12 protein-coding genes are annotated in these 15,491 nt (G+C 65.9%); 2 read left to right on the top strand and 10 right to left on the bottom strand.

What is annotated here, in order from left to right; genetic code table 11:
• Positions 1 to 38: 38 nt before the first annotated feature.
• From AC24R4_RS24045 to AC24R4_RS24010, 8 genes are all read right to left on the bottom strand, one after another.
• A complete protein-coding gene (locus tag AC24R4_RS24045) occupies positions 39 to 866 on the bottom strand; it encodes a M55 family metallopeptidase (RefSeq protein ID WP_400393144.1) in 828 nt (275 codons plus the stop codon).
• An 11-nt stretch (positions 867 to 877) separates the two neighbouring features.
• A complete protein-coding gene (locus AC24R4_RS24040; protein WP_400393146.1) occupies positions 878 to 1,894 on the bottom strand; it encodes a DmpA family aminopeptidase in 1,017 nt (338 codons plus the stop codon).
• 4 nt (positions 1,895 to 1,898) lie between these two features.
• Positions 1,899 to 2,801 (bottom strand): glutathione ABC transporter permease GsiD, encoded by a 903-nt coding sequence (gene gsiD, locus AC24R4_RS24035; RefSeq protein WP_400393148.1) that lies wholly within the window; start codon positions 2,799 to 2,801, stop codon positions 1,899 to 1,901.
• A gap of 10 nt (positions 2,802 to 2,811) precedes the next feature.
• A complete protein-coding gene (gene gsiC / locus AC24R4_RS24030) occupies positions 2,812 to 3,732 on the bottom strand; it encodes a glutathione ABC transporter permease GsiC (protein WP_400393150.1) in 921 nt (306 codons plus the stop codon).
• A gap of 204 nt (positions 3,733 to 3,936) precedes the next feature.
• Positions 3,937 to 5,463 (bottom strand): glutathione ABC transporter substrate-binding protein GsiB, encoded by a 1,527-nt coding sequence (gene gsiB / locus AC24R4_RS24025; protein WP_400393159.1) that lies wholly within the window; start codon positions 5,461 to 5,463, stop codon positions 3,937 to 3,939.
• Between the two features lie 89 nt (positions 5,464 to 5,552).
• Positions 5,553 to 7,445: a dipeptide ABC transporter ATP-binding protein gene (locus AC24R4_RS24020; protein WP_400393152.1), complete on the bottom strand. Its 1,893-nt coding sequence runs from the start codon at positions 7,443 to 7,445 to the stop codon at positions 5,553 to 5,555.
• Position 7,446: 1 nt separating this feature from the next.
• On the bottom strand, positions 7,447 to 8,424 hold the full coding sequence (locus AC24R4_RS24015) for an isoaspartyl peptidase/L-asparaginase family protein (RefSeq protein ID WP_400393153.1): 978 nt from the start codon (positions 8,422 to 8,424) through the stop codon (positions 7,447 to 7,449).
• A gap of 26 nt (positions 8,425 to 8,450) precedes the next feature.
• Positions 8,451 to 9,353, bottom strand: coding sequence for a MurR/RpiR family transcriptional regulator (locus AC24R4_RS24010; protein WP_400393155.1), 903 nt, complete (start codon positions 9,351 to 9,353; stop codon positions 8,451 to 8,453).
• A 336-nt stretch (positions 9,354 to 9,689) separates the two neighbouring features.
• Between AC24R4_RS24010 and AC24R4_RS24005 the strand changes: the two genes are divergently transcribed.
• Together AC24R4_RS24005 and AC24R4_RS24000 are read left to right on the top strand one after the other, a co-directional pair.
• Complete coding sequence (locus AC24R4_RS24005) at positions 9,690 to 11,612, top strand: ATP-binding cassette domain-containing protein (protein WP_400393157.1); 1,923 nt, start codon at positions 9,690 to 9,692, stop codon at positions 11,610 to 11,612.
• Positions 11,613 to 11,887: 275 nt separating this feature from the next.
• A protein-coding gene (locus AC24R4_RS24000) for an IS3 family transposase (protein WP_487522791.1) occupies positions 11,888 to 13,056 on the top strand; the annotation gives its coding sequence in 2 pieces (ribosomal slippage) (positions 11,888 to 12,155 and positions 12,155 to 13,056; 1,170 coding nt in all).
• A gap of 439 nt (positions 13,057 to 13,495) precedes the next feature.
• Here the strand turns inward: AC24R4_RS24000 and AC24R4_RS23995 are convergent.
• Positions 13,496 to 13,981, bottom strand: coding sequence for a disulfide bond formation protein B (locus AC24R4_RS23995; protein ID WP_153945156.1), 486 nt, complete (start codon positions 13,979 to 13,981; stop codon positions 13,496 to 13,498).
• A gap of 163 nt (positions 13,982 to 14,144) precedes the next feature.
• Entirely contained in the window at positions 14,145 to 15,431 is a 1,287-nt protein-coding gene (gene oxlT, locus AC24R4_RS23990) for an oxalate/formate MFS antiporter (protein ID WP_487523704.1), read from the bottom strand.
• Positions 15,432 to 15,491 lie beyond the last annotated feature (60 nt).

Raw genomic sequence — 15,491 nt, 5'->3', positions numbered from 1 at the left:
CGACACCGGTTCGATGTCCGAATCTCCTCGACCGCCCTCTACTTCAACATAAACGCCATCGCCGAACAGCAATTCAGCATCCGCACTGCCGCCTGTACCGTGGGCGCCGTGAACGAAAGCGTCACGCCGTCCACGCGCTCGAATGTGGGCCATTGGCAGAACAGGTCGGCGAGGGCTGTGGTCAGGGTCTGCAGGCGGCAGGTTACCGGGCCGGACAGTTCGAAGCAGCGGGCTTCGGGGTGGGCGATGGCCTGGCGGGTGACGGCTTCGGCGGCCTGGGCGATGGCGTCGCGGGCGGCGGCGGGGGAGAGCGTCGTGCCGCTGCCCTGCCCGCCTGCCGTCTTGGTCTGCACGTAGCGCACCCAGGGCATCTGCGGCCGGGTCTCGGCGATGAAGACGTCGTCGCCGCTGGCCATCAGCACGGGGACGTCGAATTCGCCGGCCAATGCGGCGTAGATGCCGGCCTCGCCCAGTTCCAGCCCGTTGAACCAGACACGCGCGAACGCGCCGCTATTGATGGTGTGCGCCAGCACGCCACGGCTCTGGGCGCGGCCGTGGTAGCCGATCATGAACACGCCGTCGCAATCCTGCTCGACGCCGGCCATCATGCTCAGGTAGCGCGGCTTGCCCAGCACCAGTCGGGCGCGCGGGTCGATCTGCTCGGGCAGCAGATTTCGAAAGCCGCCGTGTGAATCGTTGACCAGCACTTCGGTCGCCCCGCCGGCGAACGCGCCTTGCACGGCGGCATTGGCTTCGGCGGTCATCCAGGCGCGGGCGCGCTCGTATTCGCCATTGCCGGCACGCGTTTGCTCGGCGTGGAATACGCCGGCCACGCCTTCGATATCAGCGGAAATCAGGATCTTCATGGATTCGGGCTTTACAGCAGGTCTTGCAGCAGCTCACGCAGCGCGCGGCGGGTATGGCCGTCGCGGCCTTGTACGGTTTCGGCGTGCCAAAGCGCGTGGACGATGGCCTGTTCAACGCTGTCGGCCGCGGCGCGGAACAGCGGGTCCAGTTTCGATTCGTGCATCATCGGCACGGCCGGCATCGGCGCATCGGCCAGGTGCGGCACGGTATAGGCCGTCGAGAAGGCCAAAGCGATATCGCCCGATCCATGGCCGTAGATCGAACCGGTCCGCGCCAGCCCCGTGCCGGCACGCATCGACAGGCGGCGCAGCTGGCGCGCGTCCAGCGGGGCGTCGGTCGCCACGATCATGATGATCGAGCCTTTCTCGGACTCCGCCGGTTGCTTCAGGCGGGCGTCGAGTTCAGCACCCAGCGGGCGGCCGGCAAGGATCAGCGATTCCGGCGTACCGAAGTTCGACAGCACCAGCGCCCCGACCGTATAGCCGCCAGCCAGGCGCGATGCCGTTCCGATGCCGCCCTTCGCACCGAACGACGACATGCCGCGCCCTGCGCCGACAGCGCCTTGTGCGACGTCCGCGCCCGCCGTGGCCAGGGCCTCGTCGTAGTGCTGGCCCTGCACGGCCATCGCCCGGATGTCGTTCAGATAGCCGTCATTGCACTCGAATACCAGTGGATTGACGGTGGGCCACTTGCGCCCGATCTCCGGATTTGACGCAATCGCGTGACGGATCTGCGCCTGCGCCAGCGTGCCGACCGAGAACGTGTTGGTCAACGCGATGGGCGTTTCCAGCACGCCGAGTTCGTCCACCTGTATCAGCCCGATGCTCTTGCCGAAGCCATTGAAGACGGTGGCGGCAGCGGGCACCTTGTCGGTGTAGACATTCCCCGCGTGCGGGCGGATCACGGTTGCGCCGGTCTGACAGGCGCCGTCGGCCAGCGTGCAGTGGCCGACCGAAACGCCCGTCACATCGGTCATGGCATTGCGCGGGCCGGCCGGCAAGCTGCCGACGATGGGAGCGTTGGCCATGGAATCAGCGACGGTCGATCTTCGGGTCCAGCGCGTCACGCAGGCCGTCGCCAAGCAGATTGAATGCCAGCACCGTCAGGAAGATCGCCAGGCTCGGGAAGATGGCCACGTGCGGCGCGGTCACCATGTCGGCGCGCGCCTGGCTCAGCATCGCACCCCATTCCGGCGTGGGCGGCTGTGCGCCGAGGCCGATGAACGACAGGCCCGCGGCCGTGATGATCGACGTACCGATCCGCATCGAGAAATAGACGACGATCGACGACACCGTGCCCGGCAGGATGTGGCGCATCAGGATGGTCCAGTCGGACGCGCCGATACTGCGCGCCGCCTCCACATAGGTGAGGCGCTTGAGCATCAGCGTATTGCCGCGCACCAGGCGGGCAAACGCCGGCACGCTGAACACGGCCACGGCCATGATCACATTGACCATGCCATTGCCCAGGATGGCCACGATGGCGATGGCCAGCAGGATGCCGGGGAAGGCGAACAGCACGTCGCAGATGCGCGTGACGATACGGTCCCACCAGCCTTCGTAATAGCCGGCCAGCAGGCCCAGCAGCGTGCCGATGATGGCGCCGATCACCACCGAGAACACGCCGGCGGCCAGCGAAATGCGCGTGCCGGCCAGGATGCGGCTGAAGATGTCGCGGCCCAGCGAGTCGACGCCCATCCAGTGGGCGGCCGACGGGCCGGCGTTCAGCGCGTCGTAGTCGAAGTAGTTCTCGGGGTCGTACGGCACGATGTGGGGCGCCAGGATGGCGATCATCACCAGCAGCAGCACGAAAACGCCAGCAACCAGCGCCAGATGCTGCTTGCGGAACTTGCGCCAGAACTCGGTCCAGGGCGTGCGGACGGCTTCGGCGGCCGAAGCCGGCGTGGCGGTGGCGGACGTGGAAAGCTCGGTCATGTCAGCCTCCTTACTTGTAGCGGATGGTGGGGTTGATCACGGTGTACAGCAGGTCCACCACCAGATTGATCAGGATGAATTCCAGCGAGAACAGCAGCACTTCGGCCTGGATCACCGGGTAGTCGCGCATTTCCACGGCATCCACCAGCAGGCGGCCGAGGCCCGGCCAGTTGAACACCATCTCCACCAGGATCGAGCCGCCCAGCAGGAAGCCGAACTGCAGGCCCATCATCGTCACCACCGGGATCATGGCGTTACGCAGCGCGTGCTTGATCACCACCACGGTCTCGCGCACGCCCTTGGCGCGCGCGGTGCGCACGAAGTCTTCCTGCAGCACCTCGATGAACGACGCGCGCGTGAACCGCGCCATCACGGCGGCCACGGCGGCGCCCAGCGTCAGCGACGGCAGGATGTAGTGCTTCCAGCTGTCGGCCCCGATCGACGGCAGCCAGCCCAGCTGCACCGAGAAGATTTCCATCAGCAGCATGCCCAGCGCAAAGGCCGGGAACGAAATGCCCGACACGGCCAGCGTCATGCCCAGGCGGTCGGGCCACTGGTTGCGCCATACGGCCGAACTGATGCCGATGGCCATGCCGAAAATCACCGCCCAGACCATCGACGTGACGGTCAGGTACAGCGTCGGCAGGAAGCGTTCACCGATTTCCTGCGAAACCGGGCGCTTGGAGCGCAGCGATGTACCGAACTCTCCCTGCAACGCATTCGTGAAGAAGCGCACGAACTGCTCGTGCATCGGGCGGTCGAGCCCCAGGTCCTTGCGGACCAGTTCGACAGTGGCCTGATCGGCTTCCGGGCCTGCGGCCAGCCGCGCCGGATCGCCGGGCAGCAGGTGGACGAACAGGAATACCAGCACTGCCACAAGCAGCATCGTCGGTATGACGCCCAGAAATCGTTTGAGGAAGTAATTCAGCATCCTGACACCAGAAAACCAGAAATTTGAGACCGATGGCCGCCCGCCCTTTCACCCCGCATACACGGGCAGGCGGCCTCTCGGCTTACCGCATTTATGAACAGCTTGTTATGTACTGCTTACCGCGACTGCTACCACTTCTACTGCACCAGATCCCCTCTCCCGCGTGCGGAAGAGGGGGAAAACAACAGCCAGTCAGGCCCAGGCTTACTGCTTGATGTCGATCTCGTCGAAGTTGAACGAGCCGTCAGGCATCACATAGGCGCCGGTCAGGCGCTTGGCACGGGCGTACAGGATCTTCTCGGTGACCAGGAAGGCCCACGGCGCGTCGTTCCAGATGCGTTGCTGGGCATCCTTGTACAGCTTGGCCTTCTCGGCGCGGTCGGTCGTGCGCAGCGCGCCGGCGATGTCGGCATCCACCTGGTCGTTCTTGTAGTACGCCGTGTTCAGCAGCTTCGGCGGCATCGATTCCGACGCCAGCAGCGGACGCAGCGCCCAGTCCGACTCACCGGTCGACGACGACCAGCCCACGTAATACATGCGCACGCCGGCTTCTTCCGGCTTCTGCACCGATTCCACGCGCTCCACGCGCTGGCCGGCTTCCAGGGCCAGCACCTGGGCCTTGATGCCCACCTGCTGCAGCTGCTGCTGCACGAACTGGATCACCTTCTGCGCGGTGGTGTGGTTATAGGCCGACCACAGCGTGGTCTCGAAACCGTTCGGGTAGCCGGCTTCCTTCAGCAGTTCGCGTGCCTTGGCCGGGTTGTACGGCCAGGGGCCCAGCTTCTCGGCGTAGTCCACGCCATGCGGCACCACGCCGTCGGCCGGCACGGCATGCCCGGCGAAGGCCACCTTGGCCAGTGCTTCCTTGTTGATGGCGTAGTTGATGGCCTGGCGCACCTTCGGGTCGTTGAACGGCTTCACCGTCGTGTTCAGCGACAGATAACGCTGGATGATCGACGGCGAGTCGATCAGGTCCACCTTCGGGCTGGCCTTGAGCACGGCGGCCTGCTCGAACGGAATGCTGAACGCGAAGTCCGCCTCGCCCGTCTGCATCACGGCCGAACGCGTGTTGTTGTCCACCACCGGCTTCCACGTGATCGTGTCGATCTTCGGGTAGCCCGTCTTCCAGTAGCCGGCAAACTTCTTGCCCTTCAGGTAGTCAGTCTGCTTCCACTCCACGAACTCGAAGGGGCCGGTGCCCACCGGGTGGAAGGCGATTTCCTTGCCGTACTTCTTCAGCGCGGTCGGGCTGATCATCACGGCCGACGGGTGGGCCAGCACGTTGATGAACGGCGAGAACGGCTCCTTGAGCGTCACGCGGGCGGTGTACGGGTCAACCACCTCGGTCTTGGCCACGCGGTTGAACAGCGTGTAACGCTTGAGCTTGTTGGCCGGATCGGTCACGCGGTCCAGGTTGGCCTTGACGGCCGTGGCATCGAACGTGGTGCCGTCGTGGAACTTGATGTTCTTCTTCAGCTTGAACGTGTAGACCAGGCCGTCCTTGCTGACGTCATAGCTTTCGGCCAGCACGTTGACCAGCTTCAGGTCCTTGTCGAAGCCGAACAGGCCCTGGTAGAACGATTTGGTGGCGGCCTGCGACAGCGTGTCGTTGGCGTCGTACGGGTCGAGCGTGGTGAACGTCGAATACACGGCCATCACCGCATCCTTGGCGGCAAAGGCCGGGGCGGCGGCCAGCATACCCATGGTGCCGACTGCGGCAGCACCGGCCATCAGCCGGAAAGAAACCTTGGACATCTCTTCTCCTCTATCGGGAAAGCAGGAATACAGGGGATACAGCGACTTCGGTACTACGGAATCGGTCAATAGGCGCCGCCAATGGCGTGCCGTGCCACGAAGTGGCCATGCGCGCCACTGCCGGCCACGGCCACCAGCGGCTGCACCACGGGTTCGTCGCCGACCATGCGGATCGGGCTCGGAATCTCGTCGTTCAGCGGTTCGCGCTTCAGATGGCGTCGTGCGGGGTCCGCAATCGGCACCGCCGACATCAGCTTCTTCGTATAGGGATGCTGCGGGTTCTCGAAGATGGCGCGGCGCGGGCCGATCTCGACGATCTGGCCCAGGTACATCACCGCCACGCGGTGGCTCACGCGCTCCACCACCGCCATGTCGTGCGAAATGAACAGGAAGGCCACGCCCAGTTCGCGCTGCAGGTCGAGCATCAGGTTGACGATCTGTGCCTGGATCGACACGTCCAGCGCCGACACCGACTCGTCGGCCACCACCACCTTGGGGTTCAGCGCCAGGGCGCGGGCGATGCAGATACGCTGCCGCTGGCCGCCCGAGAACTCGTGCGGATAACGCGACGCGTGCGCCGCCGTCAGGCCCACCTTTTCCAGCAGCCAGGCCACGCGAGCCTCCGCTTCCTTGCCGCTGGCCACCTTGTGCACCAGCAGCGGCTCCATAATCGAGTAGCCCACCGGCACGCGCGGGTCCAGCGACGCAAACGGGTCCTGGAAGATGAACTGGATATTGCGGCGCAGCGCCTGCAGGGCCGGACCCTGCATCTTGCTGATGTTCTGGCCCGCGAATTCGATCGTGCCGCTCTGGGCATCGACCAGGCGCAGCAGCGACCGGCCCGTGGTGGATTTGCCGCAGCCCGATTCGCCCACCAGCGCCAGCGTTTCGCCGGGATAGAGGTCGAAACTGACCTGCTCCACCGCATGCACGCGGCGCGTGACCTTGCCGAACAGGCCGCCCGGCACGTCGAAGCGCGTGACCAGGTCGCGCACGCGCAGGATCGGCGCGGCACCGGCCGGCACCGTATCCTGCGGCACTTCCTTGACCGGGGCGGCGCCGTCGCTCACCTGCACCAGCGGGAAGCGGGCCGGCAGGTCCGTGCCCGACATCGCGCCCAGCTTGGGCACGGCCGACAGCAGCGCGCGCGTGTACGGATGGGCCGGCGCGTGGAACACGTCGTCGGACGTGCCCTCCTCCACCTTCTCGCCGCGATACATCACCAGCACGCGGTCGGCCACCTCGGCCACCACGCCCATGTCGTGGGTAATAAAGACCACGCCCATGTCCATTTCAGCCTGCAGGTTGCGGATCAGCTGCAAAATTTCGGCCTGGATCGTCACGTCCAGCGCCGTGGTCGGCTCGTCGGCAATCAGCAGCGCCGGCTTGCACGACAGCGCCATGGCGATCATCACGCGCTGGCGCATGCCGCCCGACAGCTGGTGCGGAAAGCGGTCCAGCACGCGGCGTGCCTCGGGAATGCGTACCAGTTCCAGCATGCGCAGCGCCTCGGCACGCGCCGCGGCCTTGCCCTTGCCCTGGTGCAGGCGGATCGATTCGGCAATCTGCTCGCCCACCGGGAACACCGGATTCAGCGATGTCATCGGCTCCTGGAAGATCATCGCCACATCGGCGCCGCGCACGCTGCGCAGCCGCGCTTCCGTTGAGTTGACCAGATCCAGCACCTCGCCCGAACGGCGGCGCAGCAGCATGCTGCCGTTGGCGATCTTGCCGCCGCCGTGCTCCACCAGGCGCATCAGCGCCAGCGACGTCACCGACTTGCCCGAGCCCGATTCGCCCACCACGGCCAGCGTTTCGCCGCGATCCACGTGGAAGGACAGGTTGCGCACCGCCTCGACCGTGCGTTCCGAGGTGGAAAAGCGCACCGTCAGGTTGTCCACCACCACCGCGCGTTCGGGCGGCAGCACGATGCCCTGCTTGGAAACAGTATTCTGCATATCAGCCGTAAATCCAGACGTTGACCGGTTCGCCGACGCGGGCCAGGCCGCGATACATGCCTTCGGTGTTGAACGGCAGCGTCACGTTGCCCGCGCGATCGACCGCGATCAGGCCGCCGCGGCCATGGATGGCCGGCAGCTTCTCCATGACCACGCGGCGCGCCGATTCCTCCAGCGACAAACCCGCGTAACGCATCTGCGCCGACACATCGAACGCAGCCGCCGTGCGGATGAACATTTCGCCGGTGCCCGTGGCCGACACGGCCGCCACGTCATCGGCATAGCACCCCGCGCCCAGCACCGGCGTATCGCCCACGCGCCCCACCTGCTTGTTGGTCACGCCGCCGGTGGACGTGGCCGCGGCCAGGTTGCCATTGGCATCGCAGGCCACCGCGCCGACCGTACCGAACTTCTTGTCCGCATCGAGCGGGTCGGCCTTGCCTTCCTGCGCGGCCCTGGCGGCCATCGCGGCGGCGTCGTGATCCAGCAGCGCCATGCCGGTGGTGCCCTGGGCACGCTGCCACTGATCGTAGCGGGCTTGCGTGAAGTAGTATTCCGGCGCCACCAGCTCCAGTCCTTGCGCTTCGGCAAAAGCCTCGGCCCCTTCGCCGGCAAACAGCACATGCTCGCTCTTTTCCAGCACGGCGCGCGCGGCCAGCACCGGATTGCGCAGGCGCTTGACGCAGGCCACGGCGCCGGCGTTCAGCGTGGCGCCATCCATGACCGATGCATCGAGCTCGTAAGTGCCGGCGTGCGTCAGCACGGCGCCCTTGCCGGCATTGAACAGCGGGCATTCTTCGAGCAGCCGCACGGCTTCGGTCACGGCGTCCAGCGCGCTGCCGCCTTCGGCCAGCACGCGCTGGCCGGCCAGCAGCACCTGTTCCAGCGCGGTGGTGTATTCGCGTTCGCGGTTGGCGTCCATGGCCGCACGGGTGATCGTGCCGGCGCCGCCGTGGATGGCGATAACAGCTTGAGGCATAGGTCCTTCTACTTCCCTTCTTGACTTCAGTCTGAGGATTTCTGCGCGCCGCGGTCGTCGCGCGCACCGGGCGCGCCGTACAGCCACGGCAGCAGGAATTCGGTCATCTCGGCCGCCGCCTTCACCGCGCGCACGGACCGGTAGGACACCGCCCCGCACAGCGCCTCGATCAGCGCCAGCACCGTGGCTTCCGAGTTGGCGGACAGGCGGTTGCCGGCGTTGGCGTAGAGCGAGATATCGGCCAGCGGCGCCAGCGGCGAGGTCGGGCCATCGGTCAGCGCCAGCAGTCGCCCGCCGTGCGCCTTCACGCGCTGGGCCAGCTTCATCGAATCGGTCACATAGCGCGGAAAGGCGATGCAGACCACCAGGTCCTTCGGCGTCAGCTTGAACAGCTGCCGCGCCGCGTGCGAGGCCCCGCCCACCGTCGACACCGATGTCACCATCCGGCAGTGCATTTCCAGCCCGTGCTGCATCAGGCCCGCCAGGTAACCGCTGGCGCCAAAGCCCATCACGTAGACGCGCTCGGCTTCCAGGATGGCATCGACGGCCCGCTCGATCGATTCCGGGTCAAGGTTGCGGCGCGTGGATTCCAGGTTGCGGGCACCGTCCTCCAGCGAGGCGGCAAACACGTCGGCCACCGTGCTGGGGCGCGCCAGTTCGTCGCGCAGCCGTTCCACAGGCGCCAGCGTGGCCTCGAATCCGCGCACCAGTTCGGCGCGAAACTGCGGATAGCCCTCGAAGCCCAGCGCCTTGGCGAAACGGTTGGCGGTGGCAACCGACACCTCCACGGCCGTGGCGAATTCGTCGATCCGCATCGTGGCCGCGCGAAACAGGTTGTCCAGCACGTAGTTCGCCATGCGCTGGTGCGCAGGCGTCAGTGTGGGCAAGGCGCGGGCGATGCGTTCGGAAATCGTCTGGCCGCTGGACATGTGAGGACGTCGGGTGAAGGTTGGCACTGCCTTGAAGCATCGCCAACGGCACGGGCGACGATCCGGCAATGAAAAGGCACTTTCGCAGTGCAGCAAGCAATGTAAATAAATTTACACGCAAATGACGTGCCCGCAATGACCTAAGTGGTCGAATACGGGAAATCCCTCAATACATGGAAGCGGACATGGCAAGCCGACCGAAAGCCGGCGTGTCCACCGCGGGCCGGCGACGGGGCAGCAACGGGGCCGGCGCCGGGCCAACGGGCCCCGGCGCGCTACAATGCCGGCCTGCCGAACGATCGGCTGCCCTGCACCATCCAGCCTGAAGCCCTTCACGTGATACGTATCGACCAGCTTGTCCTCCAGCGCGGCACCAAGGTGCTGTTCGACCACACCAGCGTGACGCTCAACCCCGGCGAACGCGTGGGCCTTGTCGGCGCCAACGGCAGCGGCAAGTCCACCCTGTTCGCAATGCTGCGCGGCGAACTGCATGCCGATGGCGGCGATGTGACCGTGCCCGCCCAGTGGCGCATCGCACATGTGGCGCAAGAGACGCCCGCAGTCGAGCGCACGGCCGTGGATTACGTCATCGACGGCGACACGCGGCTGCGCGAGATCGAATCGCGCATCGCCGCCGCGCAGGCCAGCGGCGACGGTTCGGCCGAAGCCGAGGCGCACGGCGCCTATGCCGACGCCGATGGCTACACCGCCGCCGCGCGCGCCGAGGCGCTGCTGCTTGGCCTGGGCTTCACGCTGCCGCAGGTGACGCAGCCGGTGGCGTCGTTCTCGGGCGGCTGGCGCATGCGCCTGAACCTGGCGCAGGCGCTGATGTGCCCGTCCGACCTGCTGCTGCTCGACGAACCGACCAACCACCTGGATCTGGACGCCATCGTCTGGCTCGAAGACTGGCTGGCCCGCTACCCCGGCACGCTTGTGATGATTTCGCACGACCGCGAATTTCTCGATGCCATCTGCACCGTCACGGTGCATATCGAAAACCAGCAGCTCAAGCGATACGGCGGCAACTACACGCTGTTCGAAACGATGCGGCTGCAGCAGATGGCCCAGCAGCAGGCCGCCTACACGCGCCAGCAGAAGGAAATCGCGCACCTGGAATCGTTCATCACGCGCTTCAAGGCCAAGGCCACCAAGGCGCGCCAGGCGCAGAGCCGCGTCAAGGCCCTGGAAAAGATGGAGCGGCTGGCCCCGGTGCACGTGGCGGCCGGCTTCGCCTTCGAGTTCCGCGAGCCCGATTCGGCGCCCAACCCGATGATGGTGCTTGACCACGTCGACTGCGGTTACGCCGAAGCCGACCCGCCCGTGACCATCCTGCACAAGTTGATGCTGTCGATCCAGAACGGCCAGCGCATCGGCCTGCTCGGCGCCAACGGCCAGGGCAAGTCGACGCTGGTCAAGACGCTGGCCGGCACGCAGCCGCCGCTCAACGGCACGGTGCGGCTGGGCAAGGGCCTGGTCATCGGCTATTTCGCCCAGCACCAGCTGGAAACGCTGCGCGACCACGATTCGCCGCTGCAGCACCTGGCACGGCTGGCGCCCGACGTGCGCGAGCAGGAATTGCGCGACTTCCTGGGCAGCTTCAATTTCCGCGGCGACATGGCAACTTCGCCAATCGAGCCGTTCTCGGGCGGCGAGAAGGCCCGGCTGGCCCTGTCGCTGATCGTCTGGCAAAAGCCCAACCTGCTGCTGCTCGACGAACCGACCAACCACCTGGACCTGGACACGCGCGAGGCGCTGACCATGGCCCTGGCCCAGTTCGAGGGCACGCTGATCCTGGTCTCGCACGACCGGCACCTGCTGCGCGCCACGTCCGACCAGTTCATGCTGGTGGCCGACGGCACCATCAAGCCGTTCGACGGCGACCTGGACGACTATCGCGACTGGCTGCTGCAACAGGCCGCCGCCAAGCGCAATGCCGCCACGGCCGCCCACGCCGCCGAATCCACCCCGGCGGTCAATCGCCGCGATCAGCGCCGCGCCGAGGCCGACGAACGGCAGCGGCTGTCGGTGCTGCGCAAGCCGCTGACCAAGGAACTGGAAAAGGTGGAAAAGCGGATGTCGGTGCTGCAGGCCGACAAGACCGTGATCGACGCCTTCATGGCCGAATCTTCAAGCTATGAGGAAGCCAACAAGGCAAAGCTGATGGAGATGCTCAAGCGCCAGGGCGAGGTCACGGGCGAGCTGGACCAGCTGGAGGAACGCTGGCTGGAACTGCAAGAGCAGATCGAGCAGATCGCGTAATACCTGCCGAGCGGTAGGTTTGCTTGCCTCTCCCATTGCATGCGAGAGGGGAGACAACAACAGGCAGAACTGCCCCCAACGGTTTGCTCCCCTCTCCCGCCTGCGGGAGAGGGGCCGGGGGAGAGGGTCAGCCTTTCAAGATGCGACCGGCGCAATGTGAACCGCCTTGCCCTCTCCCCCAACCCCTCTCCCATTGCATGGGAGAGGGGTGTAGTGGTCCAATTTCCTCAGACAGGTCGATAGGTGGAAAATCACGATCGACGAGGAAAGACGACATGACAAAGCAACGCCGCAAGTTTGACGCCGCCTTCAAGCTGGAGGTAGTCCGGATGGTCCGGGATCAGGGCCTATCGGTCGCCGAGGTTTGCCACACGATGGCGATTGGCGAGACCGCCTTACGCCGGTGGCTGGTCCAGTACGACCTTGAAGTGGCTGGCGGCAAGGGAGTGGGCAAGCCGCTGACGCCTGAGCAGCAGCGCATTCGCCAGCTCGAAGAGGAAAACCGCCGCCTGAAGGAGGACAATCTGATCCTAAAAAAGGCATCGGCCTTCTTCGCCCGCGAACTCAAGTGATCTATCGAGTGGTTAGCGGATTGCAGAAGGAGGCGATCTCCATCAGTCGGGCATGCCGGGTGCTGGGCGTGAGCCGGGCGGGTTATTACGCGGCCGGGCGCGCGCCTGCCGCCAAGGAGAAGGCCTTGCGGCAGGCGGTGTATGTGCGGGCGGCGTTCGAGGCCAGCGGACGTACCTACGGCAGCCGGCGCGTGGCGCAGGATCTGGACAAACAGGGGATGAAGATCGGGCGCTATCGAGCCCGCACGCTGATGCGCCAGGAGAATCTGCGCCCGGTGTGGAAGCGCAAGTTCGTGGCGACGACTGACAGCCGGCATGGCAGGCCGATGGCGCCGAACGTGCTGAGCAGGCAGTTCAGGCCCGCACAGCCCAACCGGGCCTGGGTGTCGGACATCACGTATGTGCGCACGGGGGAAGGCTGGTTGTATCTGGCGGTGGTGTTGGACCTGTATTCGCGCAAGGTCGTGGGCTGGGCCAGCGCAGCGGCCATGCCGGCCGCGCTGGTGGCGTCGGCCTTGAAGATGGCCATCCTGCAGCGCAATCCGGCGCCCGGACTGATCGTGCATTCGGACCGGGGCAGCCAGTATGCAAGCGAGGAGTACCAGGGGTTGCTAGCGCGCCACGGCCTGGTTTGCAGCATGAGCCGGTCGGGCGATTGCTGGGATAACGCCGTAGCCGAACGCTTCTTCCTGAACCTGAAGATGGAGCGGGTCTGGCAGAGGCGGTACGCCGACCGGGCCGAAGCCCGGCGCGACATCACGCAGTACATCGTGGGCTTCTACAACCCGGTGCGCTTGCATTCGACACTGGGCTACGCGTCGCCAACAGACTACGAGGACAAGTTCCAACAGACCACCCTAACACCTGTCTGAAAAAACTTGACCACTACAGGGAGACCACCACAGGCAGAACTGCGCCCAACGTTTTGCTCCCCTCTCCCGCCTGCGGGAGAGGGGCCGGGGGAGAGGGTCAGCCTTTCGAGACGCGACCGGCGCAATTTGAACCGCCTTGCCCTCTCCCCCGACCCCTCTCCCATTTCATGGGGAGGGGAGACAACCACAGGCAGAACTGCGCCCAGCGGCTTGCTCCCCTCTCCCGCCTGCGGGAGAGGGGAGACAACCACAGGCATAACTGCCCCAGCGGTTTACTCCCCTCTCCCGCCTGCGGGAGAGGGGCCGGGGGAGAGGGTCAGCCGTTCAAGACGCGACCGGCGCAGTTTGAACTGCCTTGCCCTCTCCCCCAACCCCTCTCCCATTGCATGGGAGAGGGGAGACAACCACAGGCATAACTGCCTCCAGCGGTTTGCTCCCTCTAGCGGTAGTTCTTCTCGCGGCGGATCAGCCCCACCGCCAGTGTCAGCGTCAGGATCACGAGCCAGATCAGCGACCAGGCCGGGATCGACAGGCCGAACAGCGGCGGCAGCGGTGCCGTGCAGAGGCCGTCCGAATAGAACACCTGCGGCAGCAGCTTGGCCGTGGGCAGCGCGTTGACCCAGTTTTCCAGCGGATCGATGCCGCACGATGCCTTGGGGTTCAGCAGCAGCGACACGTGGTAGCCGGCCACCGCGATACCGGCCACGCCGGACAGCATGCCCAGGCCCTGCCACAGCGTGCGCGTGTTTTGCGCGATGGCCGCCAGCAGCGAAAACAGGCCGATGCCCAGGAACGCAAATCGCTGCATGATGCAGAGCGGGCACGGCTGGTAGCCCTCCACGTACTGCATGTACAGCGCGGCACCGAGCAGCGCGAACGAGACCACGGCGATCAGCAGGAAATAGGCGCGAGAATTGGCTTGCATGGGTGTGTCGAGGGCAAGATTGGCTTCGACGCGAATTATTACCCATTTTCCGTTGCGACACCGGGGTGCCCGAGCAATCCGCCACGGGCTGCAGTGTGGCGGATTGACGCACCTGCCCTCCCCCGCGCCCGACCGGGCAACTTCACCGCCCACTCGCGAACCGTCAGCCTGCCGCCGGCGCGCCCAGGTACTGCTTGCGCCAGGGCTTCAGCACGGCAATGGCCAGCACCGCCGTGACGATGTCGAGCGTGATCGCCACGCCAAAGACCGGCATCCAGCTACCCATGCGCTCGTGCATCAGCGCCGCCAGCGGGCCGCCGAAGATCGAGCCGATGCCTTGCGAGATATAGAGCCAGCCGTAGTTGGTAGTCGCGAATTTGGTGCCGAACGTGTCGGTCAGCGTCGAGGGGAACAGCGAGAAGATCTCGCCCCAGCCCAGGAACACCACGCCGGACAACAGCACGAACAGCACCGCGTTCTCGCGCGTCAGCAGCCACAGCGTCATGGCCACCGCTTCCAGCGCAAAGGCGAAGCACATCGTATTTTCACGACCCCAGCGGTCCGAGATCCAGCCGAACATCGGTCGCGTCAGGCCGTTGGTCAGGCGGTCGATGGTCAGCGCCAGCGGCAGCGCGGCCATGCCGAACACCACGGCATTGGACACCCCGAAATCCTTGGCGAACGCGGCCATCTGCGACGTGACCATCAGGCCCGAGGTCGACATCATCGTCATCATCGCGAACAGCAGCCAGAACAGCGGCGTCCTGAGCATCTTGCGTGTCGGCACATCGGCCACGTTCGACGGCGTGTGGGCCGGCCGCACCGCCAGTGGTTCGCCGGCGGCCGGTGCGCGCAGCCCCTGCGACGCCAGGAAGCCGATCACCGCGAAGATCAGGCCGAATTGCCAGAGCGTCGATTCCAGCCCCTTGCCCGCCAGCGCGGCGGCAATCGGGAAGGTGGTCAGGATGGCGCCCATGCCGTAGCCGGCCGCGACCATGCCCACGGCAAAGCCGCGCCGGTCAGGGAACCAGCGCACCATCTGCCCCACCACGCCCACGTAGACGATGCCCGTGCCGAGCCCGCCCACCACGCCGTAGGTCAGGTACAGCATGCTCACGCTGTGCGCCGACGCGGCCAGCACCCACGACAGGCCCGACAGCACCGTGCCCAGCGCGATCAGGCGGCGCGGGCCGAACCGTTCGATCATTGCCCCCTGGAACGGCGAGAAGAATGTCTGCAACACGATCAGCAGCGAGAACGTGACCTGCAGTTCCGACAGCGGCACGCCCAGCTTGGCGGACAGCGGCTTGGTGAACAGCGTCCAGACATACTGCGGGCTGGAAATCGCCATCATGCACACGAGCCCCAGCAGCAACTGCAGCCAGCGCGTGCGCGCCAGCGGCACGGCGTGCGGCACACCCAGGGCCGCGTTATCAGCAACGGTACGCATCGAACCACTCCTTCGGAGACTTCGAGAGAGATGCGTGGCCACGCGGCGCCACGCCTTGTT

This window comes from Cupriavidus sp. CER-90, from assembly GCF_057652055.1.
Note: the sequence above shows the minus strand (reverse complement) of the source record. Positions and strands in the feature narration are given on the sequence as shown.